At 41.4% G+C, this 22,201-nt stretch carries 16 protein-coding genes and 1 pseudogene; 7 read left to right on the plus strand and 10 right to left on the minus strand.

Going from position 1 to position 22,201, the window contains the following annotated elements; translation table 11 throughout:
* Positions 1–91: 91 nt before the first annotated feature.
* Both sfnG and msuE read right to left on the minus strand, forming a co-directional pair.
* Positions 92–1,198, minus strand: coding sequence for a dimethylsulfone monooxygenase SfnG (sfnG, locus tag FTT77_RS02300; protein WP_078190545.1), 1,107 nt, complete (start codon positions 1,196–1,198; stop codon positions 92–94).
* Between the two features lie 39 nt (positions 1,199–1,237).
* Positions 1,238–1,969, minus strand: coding sequence for an FMN reductase (gene msuE / locus FTT77_RS02305; RefSeq protein ID WP_180108844.1), 732 nt, complete (start codon positions 1,967–1,969; stop codon positions 1,238–1,240).
* A 374-nt stretch (positions 1,970–2,343) separates the two neighbouring features.
* Here msuE and FTT77_RS02310 point away from each other — a divergent pair, with 374 nt between their 5' ends.
* A complete protein-coding gene (locus FTT77_RS02310) occupies positions 2,344–2,994 on the plus strand; it encodes a response regulator transcription factor (protein WP_078190543.1) in 651 nt (216 codons plus the stop codon).
* 168 nt (positions 2,995–3,162) lie between these two features.
* On the opposite strand, the gene FTT77_RS02315 is transcribed toward FTT77_RS02310, so the two are convergent.
* Entirely contained in the window at positions 3,163–3,912 is a 750-nt protein-coding gene (locus FTT77_RS02315; RefSeq protein WP_218954055.1) for a hypothetical protein, read from the minus strand.
* 447 nt (positions 3,913–4,359) lie between these two features.
* Positions 4,360–7,848: a PAS domain-containing hybrid sensor histidine kinase/response regulator gene (locus FTT77_RS02320; RefSeq protein ID WP_078190541.1), complete on the minus strand. Its 3,489-nt coding sequence runs from the start codon at positions 7,846–7,848 to the stop codon at positions 4,360–4,362.
* Between the two features lie 181 nt (positions 7,849–8,029).
* On the opposite strand from FTT77_RS02320, the gene FTT77_RS02325 reads away from it, so the two are divergent.
* Entirely contained in the window at positions 8,030–8,362 is a 333-nt protein-coding gene (locus FTT77_RS02325) for a DUF485 domain-containing protein (protein WP_078190540.1), read from the plus strand.
* Position 8,363: 1 nt separating this feature from the next.
* The gene (locus FTT77_RS02330) at positions 8,364–10,079 is read left to right on the plus strand and encodes a cation acetate symporter (protein WP_180108842.1); all 1,716 of its coding nucleotides are present in this window, start codon (positions 8,364–8,366) and stop codon (positions 10,077–10,079) included.
* A gap of 88 nt (positions 10,080–10,167) precedes the next feature.
* On the opposite strand, the gene FTT77_RS02335 is transcribed toward FTT77_RS02330, so the two are convergent.
* Positions 10,168–10,542 carry a hypothetical protein gene (locus FTT77_RS02335; protein WP_180008801.1) on the minus strand — a complete coding sequence of 125 codons (375 nt, stop codon included), beginning with the start codon at positions 10,540–10,542 and terminating at the stop codon, positions 10,168–10,170.
* Positions 10,543–10,793: 251 nt separating this feature from the next.
* Between FTT77_RS02335 and FTT77_RS02340 the strand changes: the two genes are divergently transcribed.
* Entirely contained in the window at positions 10,794–11,489 is a 696-nt protein-coding gene (locus FTT77_RS02340; RefSeq protein ID WP_180008803.1) for an ion channel, read from the plus strand.
* A gap of 58 nt (positions 11,490–11,547) precedes the next feature.
* Here the strand turns inward: FTT77_RS02340 and omp33-36 are convergent, their stop codons facing one another.
* Entirely contained in the window at positions 11,548–12,444 is an 897-nt protein-coding gene (omp33-36, locus tag FTT77_RS02345; RefSeq protein ID WP_180049776.1) for a porin Omp33-36, read from the minus strand.
* Positions 12,445–13,014: 570 nt separating this feature from the next.
* Positions 13,015–13,173, minus strand: coding sequence for a hypothetical protein (locus FTT77_RS02350; protein WP_180108841.1), 159 nt, complete (start codon positions 13,171–13,173; stop codon positions 13,015–13,017).
* A gap of 386 nt (positions 13,174–13,559) precedes the next feature.
* On the opposite strand from FTT77_RS02350, the gene FTT77_RS02355 reads away from it, so the two are divergent.
* The gene (locus tag FTT77_RS02355) at positions 13,560–15,266 is read left to right on the plus strand and encodes a diguanylate cyclase (protein ID WP_180049778.1); all 1,707 of its coding nucleotides are present in this window, start codon (positions 13,560–13,562) and stop codon (positions 15,264–15,266) included.
* Between the two features lie 41 nt (positions 15,267–15,307).
* Here the strand turns inward: FTT77_RS02355 and FTT77_RS02360 are convergent, their stop codons facing one another.
* Both FTT77_RS02360 and FTT77_RS17565 read right to left on the minus strand, forming a co-directional pair.
* Positions 15,308–15,679 (minus strand): toxin-antitoxin system YwqK family antitoxin, encoded by a 372-nt coding sequence (locus tag FTT77_RS02360; protein WP_180182523.1) that lies wholly within the window; start codon positions 15,677–15,679, stop codon positions 15,308–15,310.
* A gap of 81 nt (positions 15,680–15,760) precedes the next feature.
* Positions 15,761–15,928, minus strand: a pseudogene (locus FTT77_RS17565) (hypothetical protein); the annotation flags it as partial.
* A gap of 390 nt (positions 15,929–16,318) precedes the next feature.
* Here FTT77_RS17565 and blaOXA point away from each other — a divergent pair.
* Together blaOXA and FTT77_RS02375 are read left to right on the plus strand one after the other, a co-directional pair.
* Positions 16,319–17,170: a class D beta-lactamase gene (blaOXA, locus tag FTT77_RS02370; protein ID WP_373686697.1), complete on the plus strand. Its 852-nt coding sequence runs from the start codon at positions 16,319–16,321 to the stop codon at positions 17,168–17,170.
* A 227-nt stretch (positions 17,171–17,397) separates the two neighbouring features.
* Positions 17,398–19,029, plus strand: a complete 1,632-nt coding sequence (locus tag FTT77_RS02375; RefSeq protein WP_257224691.1) for a P-loop NTPase fold protein — start codon at positions 17,398–17,400, stop codon at positions 19,027–19,029.
* A gap of 220 nt (positions 19,030–19,249) precedes the next feature.
* On the opposite strand, the gene uvrA is transcribed toward FTT77_RS02375, so the two are convergent.
* Entirely contained in the window at positions 19,250–22,081 is a 2,832-nt protein-coding gene (uvrA, locus tag FTT77_RS02380; RefSeq protein ID WP_078193183.1) for an excinuclease ABC subunit UvrA, read from the minus strand.
* Positions 22,082–22,201 lie beyond the last annotated feature (120 nt).

Genomic DNA, 22,201 nt, shown 5'->3' on the forward strand with positions numbered 1-22,201 from the left:
AAATCCCCTAAGCCGAGCCTTAGGGGAGGAAAGTGAAGTGAGCCGGTTGTGATTATTATGCTGATTTTATGAGCTGTGACTGCATCAACAATTATGCTGATTTAGCCTGCACAACTTGCTGCTGTTGAGCTTCCAGTTCACGAACCAGTGGCAACACTTTTTCGCCAAAGTATTCCACTTCTTCAATGAAGTGGAGAAAACCTGAGAGAACCAAATCGACACCTACACTTTTGAGTTCCACAATGCGTTCGGCAATTTGTTGTGGCGTGCCAATCAGATTGGTTTTAAAGCCGTCGTTATATTGAACCAAATCTTCAAAAGTAGATTTTGCCCAGTTACCTTCGCCTTCTTTGGTGGATGCACCTGCTTCACGAGTTGCATCGCCAAAGGCATTGACCGCTTCAGTATTGGCATTGTCGATAATCGCTTGAAGCACCGCTTGGGCTTCTTCCTCCGTATCTCGGGCAATAATGAAGGCATTCACCCCGATTTTGACCTGATGGTTATTGGCCTTGGCTTTTTCACGAATATCATCGATCTGCTTTTTCAACTCAGCAGGGGTATTGCCGTTGGTGAAGTACCAATCGGAAACACGTGATGCCATGTCACGTGCTGCACGTGAACTGCCACCTTGGAAGATTTCAATATGCGGTTTTTGCACAGGTTTTGGAGATAGGGTATAGTCTTTAAATTGATAGTATTTACCATCAAAACTAAAGTTATCCTGCGTCCAAACACCTTTTAGGCTACGAATGAATTCTTCAGAACGCGCATAGCGTTGATCATGCTCGGGCCATTCTTCTCCAATCGCATCAAACTCACCACGGAACCAACCACTCACGACATTAATCGCAATACGGCCATTGGTGAGATGATCGATGGTCGCCAATTGTTTCGCAGCCAGAGCTGGTTTCCAAGGGCCGGGTAAAATCGCTGCAATGACTTTGAGCTTTTCGGTTTTGGCCAAAATACCATGACTGAAACTAACCGATTCATGTTGATTTTCCGCGTTATAGCCTGCGGTAAAACGAATTTGAGTCAGCGCATAATCAAAGCCACTTTTTTCTGCAGCTTGTGCCAAACGCACGTTATAGTCATAGCTCCAATCGGTACGCTGTTCAATATTACTGACCACCAAACCACCACTGACGTTTGGTACCCAATACGCAAATGTAATGTTTTTTTCTTGTACTGACATTTTGCAAACCCTCGGGATCGAATTGTTATGCTGTGGTGTTTAGGCCACTTGCGTTTTTGGCTTTTTACTATGCAGTCGAGCTTCAGCAGCATCCAAACTTGGAACGGCTGCAGAAGGAAGGACTTCTTCTTGCTCGATTTGCTTATTAATGCCCAAGTTTTGGTTGGCTTGTTGAGACTTGGCTTTCACCACTTCAGCACGCTGACCTTTGGCTGGAGCCCATTCCAAAATCGGCAGCGCACGTGCTACAGCTAAAGTAATGCGGTCACGCAGTAATTCACTATGAATGATGTATTCAGGGGTGAAATCACGATCTGTTGCATAGACACCGATCGGTAATGTTTGCGCTTGGAAGAAACTGAACAATGGACGCAGTTGATGTTCAAGCACTAAGGCATGGCGTTCAGAACCACCCGAAGCTGCAAGCAAGATAGGTACATCGACCAATGCAGTTTGTTCGACAAAGTCAAAGAAGTGTTTAAATAGACCTGTAAATGAAGCACGGTAAACTGGCGTTCCAACAATCAGTGCATCAGCAGCTTCAACGGCAGCAAGGTCATCTTGTACACGTTGTGGCAATTGGTTACGGTAAATCGCGCCACCTAATAAATTGCCAATTTCACTAAACTTAATAAAATGCACATTGATTGGAGTCGCATCACCGAGCTCATCAACAATGGCTTGTACCAAAGCTTCAGTTTTAGATGGATTGTTTAGACCACCTGACACAGCAACAATATTCAGGGGTTTTTGTAGATTAACTTGAGACATTTTTTAAACCTAAAAGTGTGGTTTCTCGGAATGCCTTTTATTAATCCCGATGGGTGGATCACTGTAAAATAACGAAAATCAGAAAAGTTATCTGATTTTTAGATATGTTGGAAAAACCAGAAGATTTGTGAAATTTCAAATTTTAAACTGTTGATATTTCAACATATAATGCTTAGATATACGCATTTTTACTGTGTTGATAAAATTTATATGAAAATATGATTAGATTTAAAGATTTATAGAAAATGCGAAAAAAGACGCATTTTAGGTGAAAATCTACATTTTAAATGCAAAAAAATAAGTTCTTGCATATCCTTCACATAGCATGTGTGGTTAGAATAGGGTCATTGTGCACAAGATCTCTCACGTTGCTTATGAATATTTTAATCGTTGATGATCACCCGCTGTTTCGTCATGCTTTAATTCAGGCGGTTCGTTATAGTTTGCCTCAGGCGCAAATTCATGAGACTGCAGCAGTCAATGAATGCTATGAACGTCTTGAAAATGGCCCTGAGCCTGATCTTGTGTTATTGGATTTAAACTTGCCGGGTGCTTCAGGCTTTTCTGCCTTGGTGCATATTCGCGCACAATATCCATCGATTCCAATCATTGTGGTCTCTGCGCATGAAGAAGCGTCGATTATCCAACGTGCGATTGCACATGGCGCGATGGGTTATATTCCAAAATCTGCGCATCCAAGTCACATTGGTGAAGCGATTCGTCAAGTCTTAGAAGGCGAGATTTGGTTGCCACCAAATTTACCAGCCAATATGAACTTTGATCCACGTGCTGCAGATGAAACGGCATTGGCAGAACGTATTCAGTCTTTAACACCGCAACAATTCCGCGTGTTAATGATGGTGGCGGAAGGTTTGTTGAATAAACAAATTGCCTATGAGTTGGATGTGTCTGAAGCAACCATCAAAGCACATGTGACGGCGATTTTCCGTAAGTTGGGCGTACAAAACCGAACTCAAGCTGTATTGGCAATTAATGCATTGAATATTGAAGAAAAGAAAATCTAAGGATTTTTTCCATAAAAAAAGACCTCCATCGTGAGGTCTTTTTTATGCTATTTAAGTACTAATGCTAGCGCTGGATCATTTCGGTGTAAATGCTGTTAGGTCTTTACATGCGGTTTAAAAGCAATAGAGCAATGCAACTTAACAATGACTTAAACAAACCACTTCAACTTAAGCAATATAGTCTTGCTTAGGCGTCAAATCCGTACAGTACAAAGGGTTGAGCGCACATTGTAATTCATCAATTTGTTCATCGGACACATAGCCGCGCGCTTTGAGATAATCCGCGACACGGTCATCACGTAAACTCAGGAAAGCCGCATCATAAACACCCAAATCCACAAATAGGGCTGCAGTTTCTAAGCTGTTAAAACGATCCAGATAAACATCATTGTCATACATCAGGAAGATATGGTCTTGCTTGGAGTTGGCATCGACATTCAAACGTTGTGCCAATTCAAATGGCGCTGTTTTAATAAATAGTAAATCAGATAATTCATCAAACTGTGTTTTATCCAGCTGGTTTTTGTCGGTTTTGACTTTACCGAGCCACGCTTTAAACACCAAAACCGCACCACCACGCAGTAGCATGCTCCAAATCTGATGACGGGTGTCCAAACCAAAGCCATTGGATTCTGCTTCTAAATTTTGCAGCAGTAGGTCTTCTTGCTCTGCCAGTCGATCGAATAAGCCAAGGCCTTGAGGTTTGTAGGCATTCGGCGCAAAGACATCAAAATTCAGTTCATCAAACACTTGTAACGCGAGAGGAACGGCACTGCGATAGAGCGTTTCCAGCGCTTCGACTTGCACATCACTTAATTTGCTGAACTTAAATAGCTGACGCCAATCGATCTCTGGCAAAATGGCATTGGCACCATACTGACGATGAAACTGTAGATTTTGATCAAAACCATGCGGCATTGTTTCTGAAATATTCACAAGATCACTCCTAATATGCGGGGGAGATCAGCTTCTCAAGTGTTGAGTTATGACGCTTCTTGAATTGGCTTGAAACTGATCAACTTCTTATGAATATTTTTAAAACGAACGGCCGCAGCTAAATATACGACTAAAGTTTTAGTTTTTATTTTTGGTTATAAAAATATGATTTAAATCAAATATATTTTTAATTGTAACTAAGTGTACAAGTGTTCACTCACGCATTCGATATCTTTTGCCATAGGCAATCTTAATTTGATATTTATGGCTAATAAATAGACGAAATATCGGGGCTATTTTAAATGATCTTGCCGCTAAGACAAATTTTTTTGCCAGTTAGGTAAGTTTAAGTAAAAGCAAGGTAAACAAAAGCCCATTTCATGTGAATGAAATGGGCTACTTTTCACAGAGCGATGTCCTGTAACAACGCTACTGATTTGAAATTTTTAAACCAGATAACCATGAACGCAGTGAAGCCGGTTTCAATGGTTTTTTCAGTAAGACGATGTTTAACTCTTTTAGACGTTGCGGTAGTTCAGGATCAGAATCTGCGGTAATCAGCGCCACAGGGACATTTTCCTGACGGTTATCTAAAATAAAGTCGAGACCGATCTTGTTGTTATTCAAGTGTTGGTCAACCAACCAAACTTGAATATTTTCTTGTTGAATCAACTCCATGGCCTGTTCAGGTTCAGTGGCTTTAAAGACTTGATAGCCCCATTTGGTCAGTAAGGTCGACATCCCTTCCAAAATGGTTTCATCATTGTCTAAGCACAGAATCTTATAGGCTTTGGTCTTCAGCGGAACCGCTTGAGTCGGTGCAGCGACCACTTTTGGCGCAGCGACCACAGGCACTTCAATCATAAAACACGAACCATGACCAAGTTCTGAGAACACATGCACTGGGTAGTCGAGTAGGCTGGTCATGCGTTGCACGATGGCTAAACCTAAGCCCAGACCCTGTTCGCCCCAAGGAGAGGTATGTCCACAGCGTTCGAACTCTTGGAACAACTTAATGCGCTGTTCTTCCGCGATTCCAGGACCCGTATCCCAAACGCCAATACGAATATGTCCTGGACGTGCTGAACGTAGCACACCCACCACAACACGACCACGCGCCGTATAGCGTAGGGCATTGCTGACGAAGTTTTGAATAATACGACGAATCCACTGTGGGTCGGTGTCAATCCAGAACTGAGCATCATGTACGGTCAGTTTGATATTACGCTGTGCCGCAATCGATTTAAATTGAAGTTCAAGATCGCTGAGTAAGTCATGCAGCGGATAAGGCTGACGTTTTGGTTGAATGGTTCCACCTTCGAGTCGTGCGATATCCAAGAGGGCAGAGAGCATACTTTCCGCACCATGCAGCGCACGATCTAGTTGCTGAAGCGTTTTACGATCATCGTCATTTTGTACGCTTTGCTCGAGGGCGGTACTAAACAGGCGAGCAGCATGCATCGGTTGCAATAAGTCATGGCTTGCAGCAGCAATGAAGCGGCTTTTCGACATATTGGCTTTATCGGCTTGCTCACGTGCCAATTGTTGTTCGGACAGGGCATCTGCCAACTGTTGGGTACGGTCTTGTACACGCCCTTCAAGCAAGGCTTCATTTTCACGGAATGCGGTAATATCGGCAAAGGTCGTGACGAAACCACCGCCTTCGATCGGGTTCCCGCGCATCTGAATTACACGACCATCTTTACGAATTCGTTCAAATTCGTGTGCGCTGCCGACTTGCATCCAATGCATACGTTTACGCACATGTTCTTCGACTGAACCAGGACCACATTCGCCGCGTTCAGCGTTATAACGAATCAAGTCTGAAATTGGGCAACCGACATAGACAATGTCTTTTGGATAATCAAACAGTTTGAGGTATTGATTATTCCATGCCACCAAACACATATTTTCATCAACCACGGACACACCTTGAGTCATATGGTCGATCATGGTCATGATCAGGTTTTGGTTAAAGCGCTGCCACTGTGAGGCTTGGTCAAGAATATTTGCGACCTGACCGAGTGCTAAACCATTATTGACCATGGCTGTGGTGAGTAGGGTACGGGCAGATGCCGCACCGATGGTGCCGGCAAGATACTGTTCGGTAAAACGCCACCACATGCCGTTGGCGCTGCTATTTTCATTCAAAACGACATTGTTTTGTGCGCAGAACTGGTTGAAGGCGCGCATAGTTGGACCTTCACCGGTAATGCGTTTTGCCAAAGTAATCAGATCACCTACTTTTAAGCGTGCCACATCATGGTGAATATAGCTGATGTCGTTTGATGTACTTTGAGCCGGGAGGGGCTTGGTTTCATAATAAAAGAAACTTTCGGCCTGAATTTGCTCGGCAACACTTGGACGGAAGACGCGGGAAATCCAAATATAGAGGGTGATATTTAAACCGAGTGCCCAAACTACGCCATGGGTAAGTGGATCGAAAGATTCAAACCCTAACAGTGCTTCAGGACGTAACCAACTCAAGCCTAGCGGACCCTGACTTAAAAGATTTTCGGTAAATGTTTTAAATTGTTCAGGCAGGCTACGCAATACGGTTGGTAATAACAGGGTATAAGCCCACATGCCAAAGCCGACCAACAGACCTGCATATACGCCTTGCTTACTTCCGCCGCGCCAATATAAACCACCAATTAACGCCGGTGCAAACTGTGCCACAGCACTGAAGGCCAATAGGCCAAATACCGATAATTGGTCAATGTCATTGAAGAAATGGAAGAACAAGAAGCCCAATAACATGACCGCTAAAATACATACACGACGTGTGAATTTCAGTACGAGTGGTAGGCGCTTATCGTGGCGTGACAATAAGCGTGTACGCCACAGTGCAGGCATGATCAAGTCATTACTGAGCATAATCGACAAGGCCACTGACGACACCAACAGCATACCTGTCGATGCTGAAAAACCACCGAGAAACGCAAGTAAGGTCAACCAGTCTTGGTTATAACTTAAAGGCAGTGAGAGCACGGCAACATCGGGGATTGCCAAGTAGGCAGGTGCTGCATGCAGCGCCCAACTGGCAATCGGGATGATCGCGATAATAGTTAAAATCAGATAAATGGCAAACCAACGACGAGCACCACGGATATGCTTTTCATCTCGCAGTTCAACCACCGCGACATGGAACTGACGTGGTAGACAAATAATCGCTAATGCAGCCAATAAAGTTTGAATCCAAAAGCTTTCTGGCACACCTTTGAGCTGAACATCTTTAAAGGTGGTGTTGATGTCATGGCTGATTTGAGCCATGTTTTCAGGTGATTCAAAAACAAAGAAAAATGCGACTGCAAGTAGTGCAAACAGCTTGACGAAAGACTCAAATGCCACAGCCAACATTAAGCCGCCGTGCTGTTCAGTATTGGCAATCTGTCGTGTCCCAAACATCATCGCCAAAATCGCCAATACACCAGTCAAAAACAGCACACTATTGGTGGTGCCGGTCAGACCAGCGGTCGGTTCTAAAATGACCGTTGCACTTAGGGCAATTGCACGTAGTTGCAAGGCTAAATAGGGAATAATGGCAATCACGGCAAGGATCGTGACTAATGACGCTAAGGGGCCACTTTTACCATATCGTGCTGCTACAAAGTCGGCAATCGATGAAATGGCATGATGCTGACGGACACGGCCTAAACGTCGCCAAATATCATAGCCGAGCGCAACAAATAGCAGCGGTCCTAGATAGATCGGCAGGAAAATAATGCCCTCACGAACCGCGGCACCTGTTGCGCCATAAAACGTCCAAGATGAACAGTAAACCCCTAAAGTTAGACTAAAGAGAAGCATTCTGCCGCGAGTACTGAGCCTGCTGGCATGCTTTTCACCAAAGAATGCACATACAAAGAGTAATGCGATGTAAAGGGCCAATACCCCGACGATAAGCCAACTATTCATAGAGCCTGCAGCATATTAATTCTCGCTTAATGATAACGCATCCATAGGCTTAGGGAGGTTATTGCTCAAAATTTAACGACCAAAGTCTAAATTACAAGAGATAAGGAACATTGGTAAGTTTAGCTTCGAAATAATTCGAATTAGAAAATTGCGCGCCAAGGTTCGGCGTAAGGAGAACATTATGGATGAGAGACAGGTAGAACAAATTCTACAGAATCCAAAATTTAAGGAAATGGTTAGCCGTAAAAGTAAGTTGAGCTGGACTTTGACGATCATCATGTTGGTGGTCTATGTCGGCTTCATGCTACTTGTGGGCTATAACAAAGAGTTCTTGATGCAATCCGTGAGTGGTGGTGTAACCACGATTGGTATGCCATTAGGTTTGAGCATTATTGTATTGTCATTCCTGCTCTGTGGTGTGTATTCGTACATTGCAAATAATAAATTAGATGCATTAAACGAAGAAGCAATGCGTGAAGTAGAAGCAATTACTCAAGAAAAAGGACTTCACTAAGATGAAATGGAATTCATTGAAAGCAACAGCACTGGCGGCTCCCGCTCTGCTCATGTCAAGCATGGCAATGGCAGGACCAGATTTAGGTGAAGCACAGCAGCAAGCGACCAACTGGCACGCAATTATCATGTTTGCCATCTTTGTAGGTTTTACGCTGCTAATTACTAAATGGGCTGCAAAACAAACTACCAACACTGCAGATTTCTATACTGCTGGTGGTGGTATTTCAGGTTTCCAAAATGGTCTAGCGATTGCCGGTGACTATATGTCAGCAGCATCGTTCCTCGGTATTTCCGCAATGGTATTCAGTTCAGGCTTTGATGGCTTGCTGTATTCATTGGGCTTTATGGTGGGTTGGCCAATTGTATTGTTCTTAGTAGCAGAGCGTCTGCGTAACTTAGGTAAATTCAACTTATCTGACGTTGTATCGTTCCGTTTGGCTGAAAAACCAGTACGTACATTGGCAGCAATGAGCTCGCTGGTGGTTGTAGCGTTCTACCTAATCGCACAGATGGTAGGTGCAGGCCAGTTAATCAAATTGTTATTCGGTCTAAACTACAACATTGCGGTTGTGATTGTTGGCTTGCTGATGATGGCGTATGTAATCTTCGGCGGTATGTTGGCAACGACTTGGGTACAGATCATTAAAGCAGTGATGCTACTTTCTGGCGCAACGTTCATGGCATTCATGGTCATGAAGGGCGTGGGCTTCAGCTTCTCTGAAATGTTCTCACAATCTATTCAAGTTTTCTCTAAAGTTCACGAAGTGACTTTGGCAGAAGCGGGCAATATTATGGGGCCTGGTAAATTGGCTGCGAACCCAATTGATGCGATCTCTCTAGGTCTGGCATTAATGTTCGGTACAGCAGGTTTACCACACATCTTAATGCGTTTCTTCACGGTTAAAGATGCCAAAGAAGCGCGTAAATCAGTGGTTGTAGCAACAGGTTTCATTGGTTACTTCTACCTACTGACTTTCATCATTGGTTTTGGTGCGATCCTTTACGTTTCAAACAACCCACAATTCCTTGATGTTGCAAAAATGGCGGTAACTGGCAAGCTAGAGCTTGTTGGTGGTAACAACATGGCTGCGGTGCATTTATCTGATGCATTAGGCGGTGATTTGTTCATGGGCTTCATTTCAGCGGTGGCATTCGCAACGATTCTTGCAGTTGTTGCAGGTCTAACATTGTCTGGTGCTTCAGCTATTTCACATGACTTGTATGCAAACGTATTCAAGAAAGGTCAAACAACGCCAGAATCTGAACTTCGTATGTCTAAAATCGCGACTTTAGGTCTTGCGATCTTCGCGATGATTTTAGGTATCTTGTTCGAGAAACAAAACGTTGCATTCATGGTTGGCTTGGCGTTCTCTGTAGCAGCATGTGCAAACTTCCCAGTACTTGTATTGTCTATGTTCTGGAGAGGCTTGACCACTCGCGGCGCAGTGATTGGCGGTTTAGTAGGTCTGCTTACAGCAGTGACCCTAATTATCTTATCTAAAGCAGTTTGGGTAGATACATTTGGTATTTCTGAAACACCAATTAACCCGTTCAATGGTCCTGCAATCTTTGCAATGCCATTAGCATTCATCTGCTGCTGGTTGTTCTCTGTGACTGATAATTCAGCACAAGCACAAGCTGAGCGTAAAGCATTCGATGCACAGTATGTACGTTCACAAACTGGTATTGGTATCTCTGGTGCTTCAGATCACTAATCTGAATCGCCTAAAAAGCCCCTAATAAGGGGCTTTTTTTATATTTAGTGAATGATATGACGCAGAGGTTTGTAGACAAATCTCTGTCCTATTTGCGTGTATAATTTTCTCCATTGATCGACATTTTCCAATGGCCTTGATCATCTTGATAAGGCGAGCGCTGAATGGTGAATTGTTGAGAGAAATTATCCTGACCGATGCTAAAGCTCTGATCACCAAAACTGCTCAAATGGGCTTTTATTCGCGACTGTTCAGCACCACTGAAGGTTTGGTTGGCAATACTTTTTTCAGTATGTTCTTGATGGTAATACGTCACTTCGCCCGACGATTTGATCACTAATTCACTGTGGTTGTTTTGCCAAGTCCCCACATAATTTTCATGGCCTTTGAGGAGCGGACTGTTTTGTGTACAGGCAGAGAGCATGAGCAGACAGAGGGGAGCAAATACGAGATGTTTTTTCATAATGAAATCTACCACGCAGGAGATTTCTTTAAATGTGCGCCTGAATGCTGAAACTTACAGTAGGTTTTTTGAACCTCTTTGGTAATAAGAAACCCAGCTAGAACAGTGCTCATATGGATGCTTTGTCAGATTAAGATCAACAAATTTTTGCAATAAAAAAAACTCACTTCGTGCTAATTTAAAATCAATCAGTTGATGATGCTTCAGATCAATCATTTCAGCGCATGAAAAAAATATAGAGATTGAAAATAATGCAAGGTTTTGTAGATTTTTGGAAAAGCTTTAGACTTTTACCCTCAGCATGGCTGTTACTGGTGCAGTTTCTGATCTTGGTTTTAACCGCGATTACCCGAGAAAGTCTGTCTTTTCGTGCGCTAATTTGGGTACTTGGGGTGTCGGTACTATTGATCATTGCCAAAGTGATTCGCCAAACTCCAATGTTTACGATTCTAGGACTGAGTTTTGTTGGCTGCGCCGTATTGTTTTCTACTTTGATTATGCTCGGTGTAAATCATCCGAATATTCAAATTATTGCGCATGGTTTTGAAGCCTGTGCGTATTTTAGTGCAGCCTATGGCTTATTACGCTATATGTTTGCCGATCGCTATTTAACCAAAGATGAACTTTTTGCAGCAGGGGCAGTATTTACCCTCATCGCATGGGGTTTTGCTTTTCTCTATAGTATTTGTCAGCTGATTTATCCGGATAGTTTTGTAAATCCTGCAGAGCCGGGCATGCAGTCGTGGTTAGATTTATTATTTTTAAGTTTTAGTTTGCAGTCTGCCACGGGCTTGTCGGATCTCATGCCTGTGAGTGCGCCTGCACGGGTCTTGGCTATGCTTCAAATGTTCTGTGGGGTGATGTATTTGGCTCTCATCGTTTCACGCTTAATTGCATTGCAATATATTGCCCATTTACCGGAACGCCATGAGCCCAAAGACAAATAATGGCAGGAAAAAAAAGGACGCAAATGCGTCCTTTTTGGTATTCAGTATCTAATATGAATTAGAAACGGAATTTAGCGTTTACGCCAACAGTTTGAGTGTCGCCGATAAAGCTTGTTTCAGTCGCTTTAGCTGCTTCATAGTTAGCATTTACATAGCTAGCACCAACTGCAACAGCAGGAGTGATGAAGTAGTTTACGTTCGCGCCCCAAGCTGAGTCTGGAGTACCAGCAAAGCTAGATTCAGCGTAAGAAGCACCAACGCTTAATTTAGGAGTTACGAAAAGATCAGTTTTGAATTGGTAAGCAGTGTCATCACCGTAGATGATGCCTGATTCGAAACCAATTGCCATGTTAGTGTCGTCGATTGCGCCAACATATTTAGCACGTGCAGTGATAGCGTCTTGGTCTTGACCAATAGTCGCAGCTTCTGCAGCAGCTTTAGCAACACCGTTGCCCATAACGTTGAACGCGTCAACAGCAGCTTGGTCAGCAACGCTAGTGTAACCAACAGCAACTAAGAAGTTTTGAGTTGGAAGCGCACCAACTTCTAATGCATAACGGTCGCCGTTGTCATCAGTGTTGTTTGCATTTTTGCTGTCAAGGATAGTGTGGCTGTAAGAAGCACTAGCGTATACAGGAACAACTTTAGTTGGAACATAAGCTTCAGCTTTAGCACCAAAGTTATGAGCAACTACGTCAACACCTTGTGAACCAACTTCGCCGTAGTTGTAAGCAACAGCTACGTTAGAAGCTTGGTTTAAGAATGCAGCTTCTGCTAAAGGACCTTTTGTAGAGTCAACATTTTTGAAGTAGTAAGTACCTTGAACACCACCAATGAAATCTTTGTCATTTGTAGTTGTGTCGATGTATTCTGCTTGGCCTTGAACTTCAAATTGGTAAGCTTGAGCACCGGTCATGGCTAATAATAAAGCAGTGGCTAAACCGAGTTTTTTCATGATTTTCTACCAGTTGTTACAAATGGATTAAACATTGAGCATTGTATTGTAACAATATATTAAGTCAATGATCCTAAAGGTTATTATTCAGTCTCTAACTCAGATCTTTATTTCATAATAGGAAATTCAGTTTTTACTCTAACTAATAAGTCACTGAAAAAAAATCATTGAGAACAATTAAGTAAGTTTGATTAAATTCTTAATTAAAAAAATACACTTGAAAAAATACACAACTTTTCAATCTAAAATAACAATTATTATTGTTATTTTAATTCAAAATAACATTTATTGTAGTGGGTAAATTCTAACGCTTTTCACGCATTTGAAGCGATAAATTGCGGCTTTGACTGCCGAATTGTTGGGCAAAAACTGTTTATTTGCATAGTAAATGGACGTTTTTGTTTTAAATCCGAGGTCTACTTCACTTAAATGAATATCTTAGTGATAAATTTAATATCCTTGTGAAATACTTGGCTTTACATCAGATTTTATTTGATTCATAATTTGCCAATCGAGTCGTCACACAGTTTAAAAGTGTGACTTTGACCCTGATTCTCCATCATTTGTTTTTTATTCGCCCAGCTTTCCCCAAGGTTGGGCTTTTTTTTTGTCTAAAAATGGAACTTTACCGCAAAGATTATAGGTAAAACGGAGATGGAATAAAAATAAATGCCCTTTTATGGTGCATATATTATTGAATTTATCATCGATTTCAGTAGGTCCAGACAAAAAAAATCCTGATTTTCATGGAAAATCAGGATTTTTTAGCCAAAATTTTCGGGAAACTAAAATATTCTGCTGAGGAAGAAATTTAGTATGCCCTAATACGGTGCATTCTGCACCAATTTATTGCAATTGTAAATATTTATTTAAGCAAGTTCATAAAAAAATTTATTCCTTTCAAATATGTTGCTGTTTTTTAGCAAATTATCTCGTTTTAAAATGATAAAAATGTGACAGATTCAACACATTTGTATAGAATTTAGCTGTATAAATGTTCATTTTATAAATTAATAAATTAATAAATTAATAAATTATTGATCATTAATTTAAATATTCCCGCGTTTAGTTGATAAGTGGGTTGGGGTATGCAACAAGTGTGGGGCATAAAATAGATGGAAACATTACGAACAGAGCATATTAGTAAGCGCTTGCAACTTGCGATGCTAGTAATCGTCTTGTCTATCGTATTTATTAGTGTTCCACTGATTGTGAGCAGTTATCAAAACTACCTCAAAAATGCTCAAGCGCTGAAAGAAATTCAGATGCTAAAAATGGTGGCAGATTTAACCAACCAAATTTCTCGTGAACGTGCGCCAGCTAACAGTGCAATGTCGAGTCAAGGTGAACAGCGCGAGCAAAAAATTATTGAGTTGGCTGAATATCGTCAAGGCGTTGATCGGCAATATCAAGATACACTGAAAGTTTTAAAAGAAACGGGCTTTGCACCGATCGCCCAGCAGTTAGAGTCCAATTTATATCCATATTTGTTGCAGGGTCGCAAAACGGTCGATCAATATATTGCGCTGCCGACACAACAGCGTGAAGCTAAAAAATTGGATCATGCCATTTTGGCGATGTTCCAAGCTTGGGATCAAAGCTATATTGCCATGCAGAAATTGGTCAATCATTCACATGGTAAAGATACCCGTGTATCGAATTATTACACGCTGATTTTATTACTGGCAGAATTACGTGATCAGGCGGGACGAGTCGCATCAAATATTATGGCTGCGGTATCATTTCAACAGGAAATTCCAGAGCAAAATTTAGCGCGGAGTTTACAAACCCAGCGTCAAACACGCTATCTATGGGAATTGATCAATGTCGTGCAGTCCGAACATGACAAAACACCCGAGTTTAAACAGTTACATCATGCGGTACGAACGGAATTTTTAGATAAAGGTTTGCCAATTATTGATGGTTTGGCTCAAAAAAGTCTTCAACATCAGCGTTATCACATGGATGGCACCCAGCTCACTGATGCAATGGTCAATAAATTTGTCACAGTGGTGGAATTGCAAAGTTATATTTTAGATTACAGTCTCAAAGTAGCTGCGGATGAACAACGTGAAGCGCGAAATAAATTGATTTTCACGCTTTTTGTCTCGCTCGTGTCATTACTGACTGCATTATTAACGATGTTCTATGCCAAGAAATGGGTGTTTGAACCTTTAATTCGTGCTCGTAATCAGTTATTTAAACTGGCTCGGCACCGACAAATGGATCAAGGCGTGATTGAGCCTGCCAAAGTAGGTTATCTCAGTTTATTTGATGCCATTCAGCATATTGAAAACATGTTGGAACAACGTGATGCCTTTGAATTTCAGCTTAAACATATTGCCAATACTGACTCACTCACCAATGTCGCCAATCGTTTTGCCTTAGATGAATATATTAAATTTCGCGACAGCCAAAATTCAGGCTTTTTACATACAGCACTGATCGTGATTGATATTGATCACTTTAAACAGGTGAATGATCGCTATGGGCATATTGTTGGCGATTTGGTGATTCAACATGTTGCCAATCAATTACGCCAACATATTCGTTCATCTGACTTGGTGGTGCGATATGGTGGAGATGAGTTTTTAGTCCTGATCGAGGGGATTGATATGCTCAAAGCCCAGCACATTGCCGAAACCATACGGCATGATATTCAGCATGTGAATTTCAATTTGGCAGAAGACGAAGCAGATCTCATCGTGACGGTGAGTATTGGTGTTGCAGTGGGTGCCAAAAGCTGGATCGATTTATTAGAGCGCGCAGACCAAGCATTATTTAAAGCCAAAGCTGCGGGGCGTGACCGTGTTTCAGCCTAAACGTAGCTTGGCAGATTCATAAAGTTAGCCAGACAAATGAATTAATCTTCATCTTTATATAATTTATTGCAGGCTTGTTGGTTCATTTGACTACCATCTACATTCCAACACTGGGCTTGGGTAATTTTGCCTAAATCGTACTGAAGCACCGCTTCAGGTTGCCCATTGTCATACCAAATTTTATAACTGTTATGACGAACGCCATTACGATAATAACCTTGGCGTTCTAGTTTGCCGTTTTCAAACCACATTTTCAGCTCGCCAATCAATTTATTGTTTTGAAAATTGGCATAGGTCCACGGTTTACCATTACTGTACCAGCGTTGGCGCAGGCCATTTTCGATCCCATTTTTATAATTTTGAGAAAAAGCCAGTTGGCCATTCGGATGCCAAATTTTGTAATCCCCCTGCAACTCACCATTGATGATGCTACTTTCTTGCTCTTTTATCCCATTGGCAAACCAAAACTCAAGTTTGCCCTCGTACTCCCCATTTTTATAAGCAATGCGGCTACGGGGTTTGCCGTTGGGGAAGAAACTTTCAAATACGCCTGAGCCTTGAATGCCATCTGGAAAGTGAATGAGATGTTCACATTCACCGTTTTTAATTTTGCTATTACTCAGAAAGATGGTGGTCAGGGCATTGCCATTGGCATAGACTATTGATTTTCAAAGATCCCATTGTGTGGTGTCGGGGTGCTGAGGGCTTTACACTGCAGCTTATCTTTCCATGGGCTAAGATCGGGGTCTTCTTGTGAGACAAACAGCACCATGTATTCATTCAGATAGCCATCGGCAAAGCTATATATTGGACATAATAAGAGGCTGAAACTTAAGATAAATTTATTCATTGTTAGTATGCTTTTATATTTTAAAAAGTTAAAAATTATTCGTTGTTGAGTCCACGATAGGCGTCATCATAAGGATGTTTTGTTTAAAAATAAATAGTCGATATGCTGAGTTTTCGACAGATTGAAGACTGTTGAAAAGTAAACAATTCAGGTTTGAACTTCATCTTATACTATGGACTTTAAACACCATAAAAATAGTGCAATGAAAAAAATATATCTATCGTTGATGACTGTCCTGAGTTTGACAGCATGTACAGCAAATGAAGGCATGTTGGATTCATCTCAACACTTAAAACAGACGGCTCAAGCCAATTTAGAAAATTCACGGGTGAGTGAGATTCTGTCTTTATTTAATCAAGCACAAACACAGGCAGTTTTTGTCACATTTGATGGTCAGCGCGTGAGTCATTATGGCAATGACTTACAGCGTGCCCAGACAGAATACATTCCTGCATCTACTTTTAAAATGTTAAATGCTTTAATTGGTTTGCAACATCAGAAGGCGACAGCCACTGAAGTTTTTAAATGGAAAGGTGAAAAACGTGCTTTCCCGTCATGGGAAAAAGACCTGACTTTGGGTGAAGCGATGCAAGCGTCTGCGGTTCCTGTATATCAGGAACTGGCAAGGCGAATAGGCTTGGCGTTAATGCAACAAGAAGTCAAACGGGTCGGTTTTGGCAATGCCAATATTGGCAAACAGGTGGATCATTTTTGGTTGGTTGGGCCGTTAAAGATTACGCCTGAACAAGAAGTCAAATTTGCGTATCAGCTTGCGACAGAGAAATTACCGTTTGATGTCGCGGTGCAAAGGCAAGTCAAAGACATGCTTTATATTGAAAGTCGTGGCGATGCGAAGTTATATGCCAAGAGCGGTTGGGGCATGGATGTTGACCCTCAAGTCGGTTGGTATACCGGTTGGGTGGATGATGGTCATGGCAAGATCACGGCGTTTAGTTTGAATATGCAGATGGCAGCAGGGGATGATGTGGCGGAGCGTAAGCAGTTAACTTTGGATGTGTTGGATAAGTTAGGTGTGTTTCATTATTTACGCTAATTTTATGAGTTTTGAGTTTGCATGTCCTCACTTTGCATTGGGTTTGAGTTTCCATTGCGTAGGAGATGCTTACTTTTGAAAGCACAGAAGTAAGCAAAATGTTTTGTTTGACTGAGAGTACATCCGCATGCCCCAGTCAAACAGGCGACATCCATGTCGCCGTTATGAGATTGAATTTATATTTTTTTGCAGATATAAAAGGTACAAGTTATTAATATTTCAAGAAAATGAACCATTCTCAAGAACAACGTTTAGAAGAAATTTTTAGAAAAAATGCAAATAAAGAAATCGCAATTGCAATCACTGGTTGTTGGGGTGTGGGAAAAACTTTCTTTTGGAATAATTTTTTTAGAAGCCAGACAATTAAGGAGTTTGATACAAAAGAAAATTTTTACTATGAAATTAGCAAGCAACAATATCTGAATGTTTTTGAAAATAAGAAATATGCTTATGTATCACTATTTGGTATCGAAAGTCTTGATGCCCTTAAAAACGAAATAGCCATCAAACTTGGCTGGAATCCATATTCTCAATATAAACATGCTCATTATGGAATACCTCAGCTTTTAAAAAATACATTAAATCAGTTTAAAGATATAAAGCTTTCTCACTATGGTGTGAGTTCGAGCTCTAGATTGATAGAGTCATTACTTTTTTCTCAAGTGAAAAATGCGATTATTTGTTTTGATGATTTTGAAAGGTTATCGGAAAAACTTAAAATTCAGGATGTCATGGGCTTAGCTAATCAACTGAAGTTAGAGAGAAATTGTCAGGTCGTTTTGATTTTAGATGAAGATAAAGCTGAAGGAGAGAATAAGAAAAAATATGCTGAATATAAAGAAAAGTTGATTGATGAAACCATAAAAATTACATCTGTTGAACCTTTGATTCGTGCAAATACAAAAGATATAGATGATGATTTAGTTAATTTGATGATTAAATTTGCTGAAGAGTTAGAGATTCATAATTTTAGATTTTTTCAAAAAGTCATAAAATTGTATAGCCAGTTTCTAGATCAACTACCTAAAGTGGTGGCCGATTCCACTAAACTAATTATTCTAACTAGAATTCTACAAGGTTATTTCATTTCTGATTTTGGTGTTAAATATGATTTTCAATGGGAAGATATCCAATTGGTTCTCGAAGATAATCAAAAAGATTGGTCTGAGAGGAAAGTTAAAACATATAAAGCATTACAGAATATTTCGTACAATTTTATACATTCTGATGTATGGCTTAGTGAGTTCAAAAAATGGTTTGATCAAGTAGATGAACTGGATTTCGGTTTATTAAAAGAGTTAGCTAGTTCTGAATTGATATCCGAAAAAAATAATGACTATACAAAAAGTTTTCATGCAATAACTAAGAAATTTTGGAAGTTGCAAGCAGATGAAAATTTTCCTAAAGATTTATTTGAAATAACAAAAAAAGTAATAGGCTTAGAAAATTTAGGAAATATAAGTTTTGCAATTAAACTTCTAGAGCTATTTGGGCATTCCGATCAAGCGATCGAATTAGAATGTATTACATGTGAGTGGATACATGAACAAATGATTAGAAATAGAAGATCATTTATAGGTATAAATCAATTAGGTGAAATTAGACCCGTTTTTGAAGATTATATTGAAAAATTTGAGTTGAGTTCTGAACATTTACCAATTCTAGTTGATGCTGTTTTTAAAATATTTGTTAATGGCGCTGGAAGTAGTGAGGATGAGTTATCCGTAGAAAAAGCGAATAAACAACAATGGAAAGAACTGTTATTTATTCAAATCCTCCAAGATGAAAGATTTAATGATATTAATAGTAGCTATATAGTAAAAAAAAATACTCGAAAGGCCTACTGCCTCAAATTTTAAAGCTTCTTTTAGAACAATGATCACTGAAATCTATGAAGAAAAAGGAAAAGAATCTGAATTTTATAAAAATTATATGGATTATCTGATAACTCGACTAGAGAACTAAATCTCCCCCTAACCCTGAGCCATATATGGCGCAAGGAAAAAAAGAGGGGAAACTCCACTGAATTAATAATGGGATACCCCCTCCTTTATTAAAGGAGGGTTGGGGAGGATTCAATTACTTCAACATCGGCTTTAAGAACTTCGCTGTATGTGACACTTTATTCTTCGCCACTTGCTCTGGCGTACCTTCCGCAATAATCATACCGCCACCTGCACCACCTTCAGGGCCTAAATCCACAATCCAATCGGCCGTTTTAATCACATCCAAATTATGCTCAATCACCACGATGGTATTGCCCTTATTACGTAGCTCATGCAGGATGTCGAGTAACTTGGCAATATCATGGAAGTGCAGACCTGTCGTCGGTTCATCAAGCACGTACAAGGTTTTGCCTGTATCACGTTTCGCCAACTCACGTGCCAATTTCACACGCTGCGCTTCACCACCTGAAAGTGTGGTTGCAGACTGACCCAAACGGATATAGCCCAAGCCCACTTGGTTCAAGGTTTCCAAACGACGGTGAATCACAGGAATAGCATCAAAGAAATGCATCGCATCTTCAACCGTCATTTCTAAGACATCTGAAATGTTACGACCTTTATAACCAACTTCTAACGTTTCGCGGTTATAGCGCTTGCCGTGGCAGGCATCACAAGGCACATACATATCAGGTAAGAAGTGCATTGCAACCTTAATCATACCGTCGCCTTCACAGGCCTCACAGCGACCGCCTTTCACGTTAAACGAGAATCGACCTGCAGCATAGCCACGTGCTTTGGCTTCAGGGGTTTGCGCAAACAGTTCACGAATAGGGGTAAACAAACCGGTGTAAGTTGCAGGGTTTGAACGTGGAGTACGACCAATTGGGCTTTGGTCAATATCGACGACTTTATCAAGGAACTGTAAGCCATCAATCGAGTCAAATTTTTCCGCAGTCAGTGTGGTTGCACCGTTCAATTGGGTTGCTGCAAGCGGCAATAATGTCCGGTTAATCAGTGTCGATTTACCTGAACCCGACACACCCGTTACACAGGTCATTACCCCTAAAGGAATGGTCAGGTCGACATTTTTTAGGTTATGACCCGCAGCGCCCATCAATTTGATTTGTTCTTCAGGTTTTGGCGGTTGTGTTCGTGTTTTCGGCACATCAATACTGAGTTTTCCTGATAGATATTGACCGGTTAATGAATCTGGATTTGCCAAAATTTCGTCATACGTCCCTTCGGCAATCACATGACCGCCATGCACACCTGCACCGGGGCCGATATCAATAATATGGTCGGCAGCACGAATGGCATCTTCATCATGCTCTACGACGAGCACGGTATTACCAAGGTCACGTAGGCGAACTAAGGTTTCAAGCAAGCGATCATTATCACGCTGATGTAGACCAATCGATGGTTCATCGAGGACATACATCACGCCCATGAGGCCCGCACCAATTTGAGAAGCCAAACGGATACGCTGTGCTTCACCACCCGACAGTGTTTCTGCCGAGCGCGATAAACTTAAATAATTCAAACCCACAGAGACTAGGAAGTGCAAACGCTCACGAATTTCCTTGAAAATCTTATCGGCAATTTCGCCTTTGGCACCACTTAAGTTGAGGTCTTGATAATAGCTTTCAGCATCGCCAATCGACATTTTAGTGATCTGCGCGATGGTTTTATCTTTAACTCGAACATGACGTGAAATTTCATTGAGACGTGAGCCACCGCAAGCATCACATGCAGCATTGGATAAATACTGCGCCAAATCTTCACGCACGTAGTTTGATTCGGTTTCACGGTAACGACGTTCTAGGTGCGGCAAAATCCCTTCAAACGCTTGTACACGTTTGTGCGAACGACCACGCTCATCAATATAGCTGAGGTCAACTTTTTCTTTACCTGTCCCATACAGAAATTTCTTTTTGGTGTCGGCATCGAGTTCATTCCACGGTGTATCTAAAGAATAACCAAAATGATCGGCGACTTTTTGAATCATGCTGTAGTAATACGGACGTTGACGGTCCCAACCACGGATTGCCCCTTGGCTAATCGAAACTTCATTATTGGGAATCAATTTGTCAGCACTAAAATGGCTGCGTGTGCCTAAACCATCACAAACAGGGCATGCACCGAATGGATTGTTGAAGGAAAATAGCCGTGGTTCAAGTTCACCAACGGCACGTTCACATTCAGGGCAAGAGTGTTTCGCAGAAAATACGCGGTCTTCTTGTTCGCCTTTCATCCACGACAAAATGGCAATATCGCCGCCCATGCGTAAAGCCGTTTCAAAGCTTTCTGCAATACGGTTACCGAGGTCATCACGAACTTTAAAACGGTCAACAACGACTTCGATGGTGTGCTTTTTCTTTTTGTCTAATTCGGGTGGTGTGTCGATATCAATGACTTCACCATCGACACGGGCACGGACAAAACCCTGACCTTGTAATTGTTCGAACAAGTTGGTGTATTCACCCTTACGGTCACGGACCACAGGGGCAAGCAACATAAGCGCCGTACCTTCTTCTAGACCTTTGACGGTATCAACCATTTCAGACACAGTCTGAGCCACCATCGGGAGGTCATGTTCAGGACAATACGGCGTGCCGACACGGGCATAGAGTAGACGTAAATAGTCGTAAATTTCGGTGATTGTTCCCACTGTTGAGCGTGGGTTGTGGCTCGTTGATTTTTGTTCGATGGCAATCGCAGGACTCAAGCCTTCAATCGAGTCAACTTCGGGCTTTTCCATTTGCGAAAGGAATTGGCGTGCATAGGCAGATAAGGACTCGACATAGCGACGTTGACCTTCAGCATACAAGGTATCAAAAGCCAAAGAGGACTTCCCTGAACCAGAAAGACCCGTAATGACCACAAACTTGTCGCGTGGAATATCGAGTGACACATTTTTTAAGTTATGGGTACGTGCGCCTCGAATACGGATATGGCTTTGGCTCATGCAAGGGGTCCTAAAATATTCATCGAAAAACCTATATATGATAGCGCATGAAAAATGTTCAAGTGTAATTTAAACCTAGATTTATGCGTGACTTTGTGAGAAAAATGGCCGAATCAAAAT

Source organism: Acinetobacter sp. YH01010, from assembly GCF_013420775.1.
Lineage (GTDB): Bacteria > Pseudomonadota > Gammaproteobacteria > Pseudomonadales > Moraxellaceae > Acinetobacter > Acinetobacter amyesii.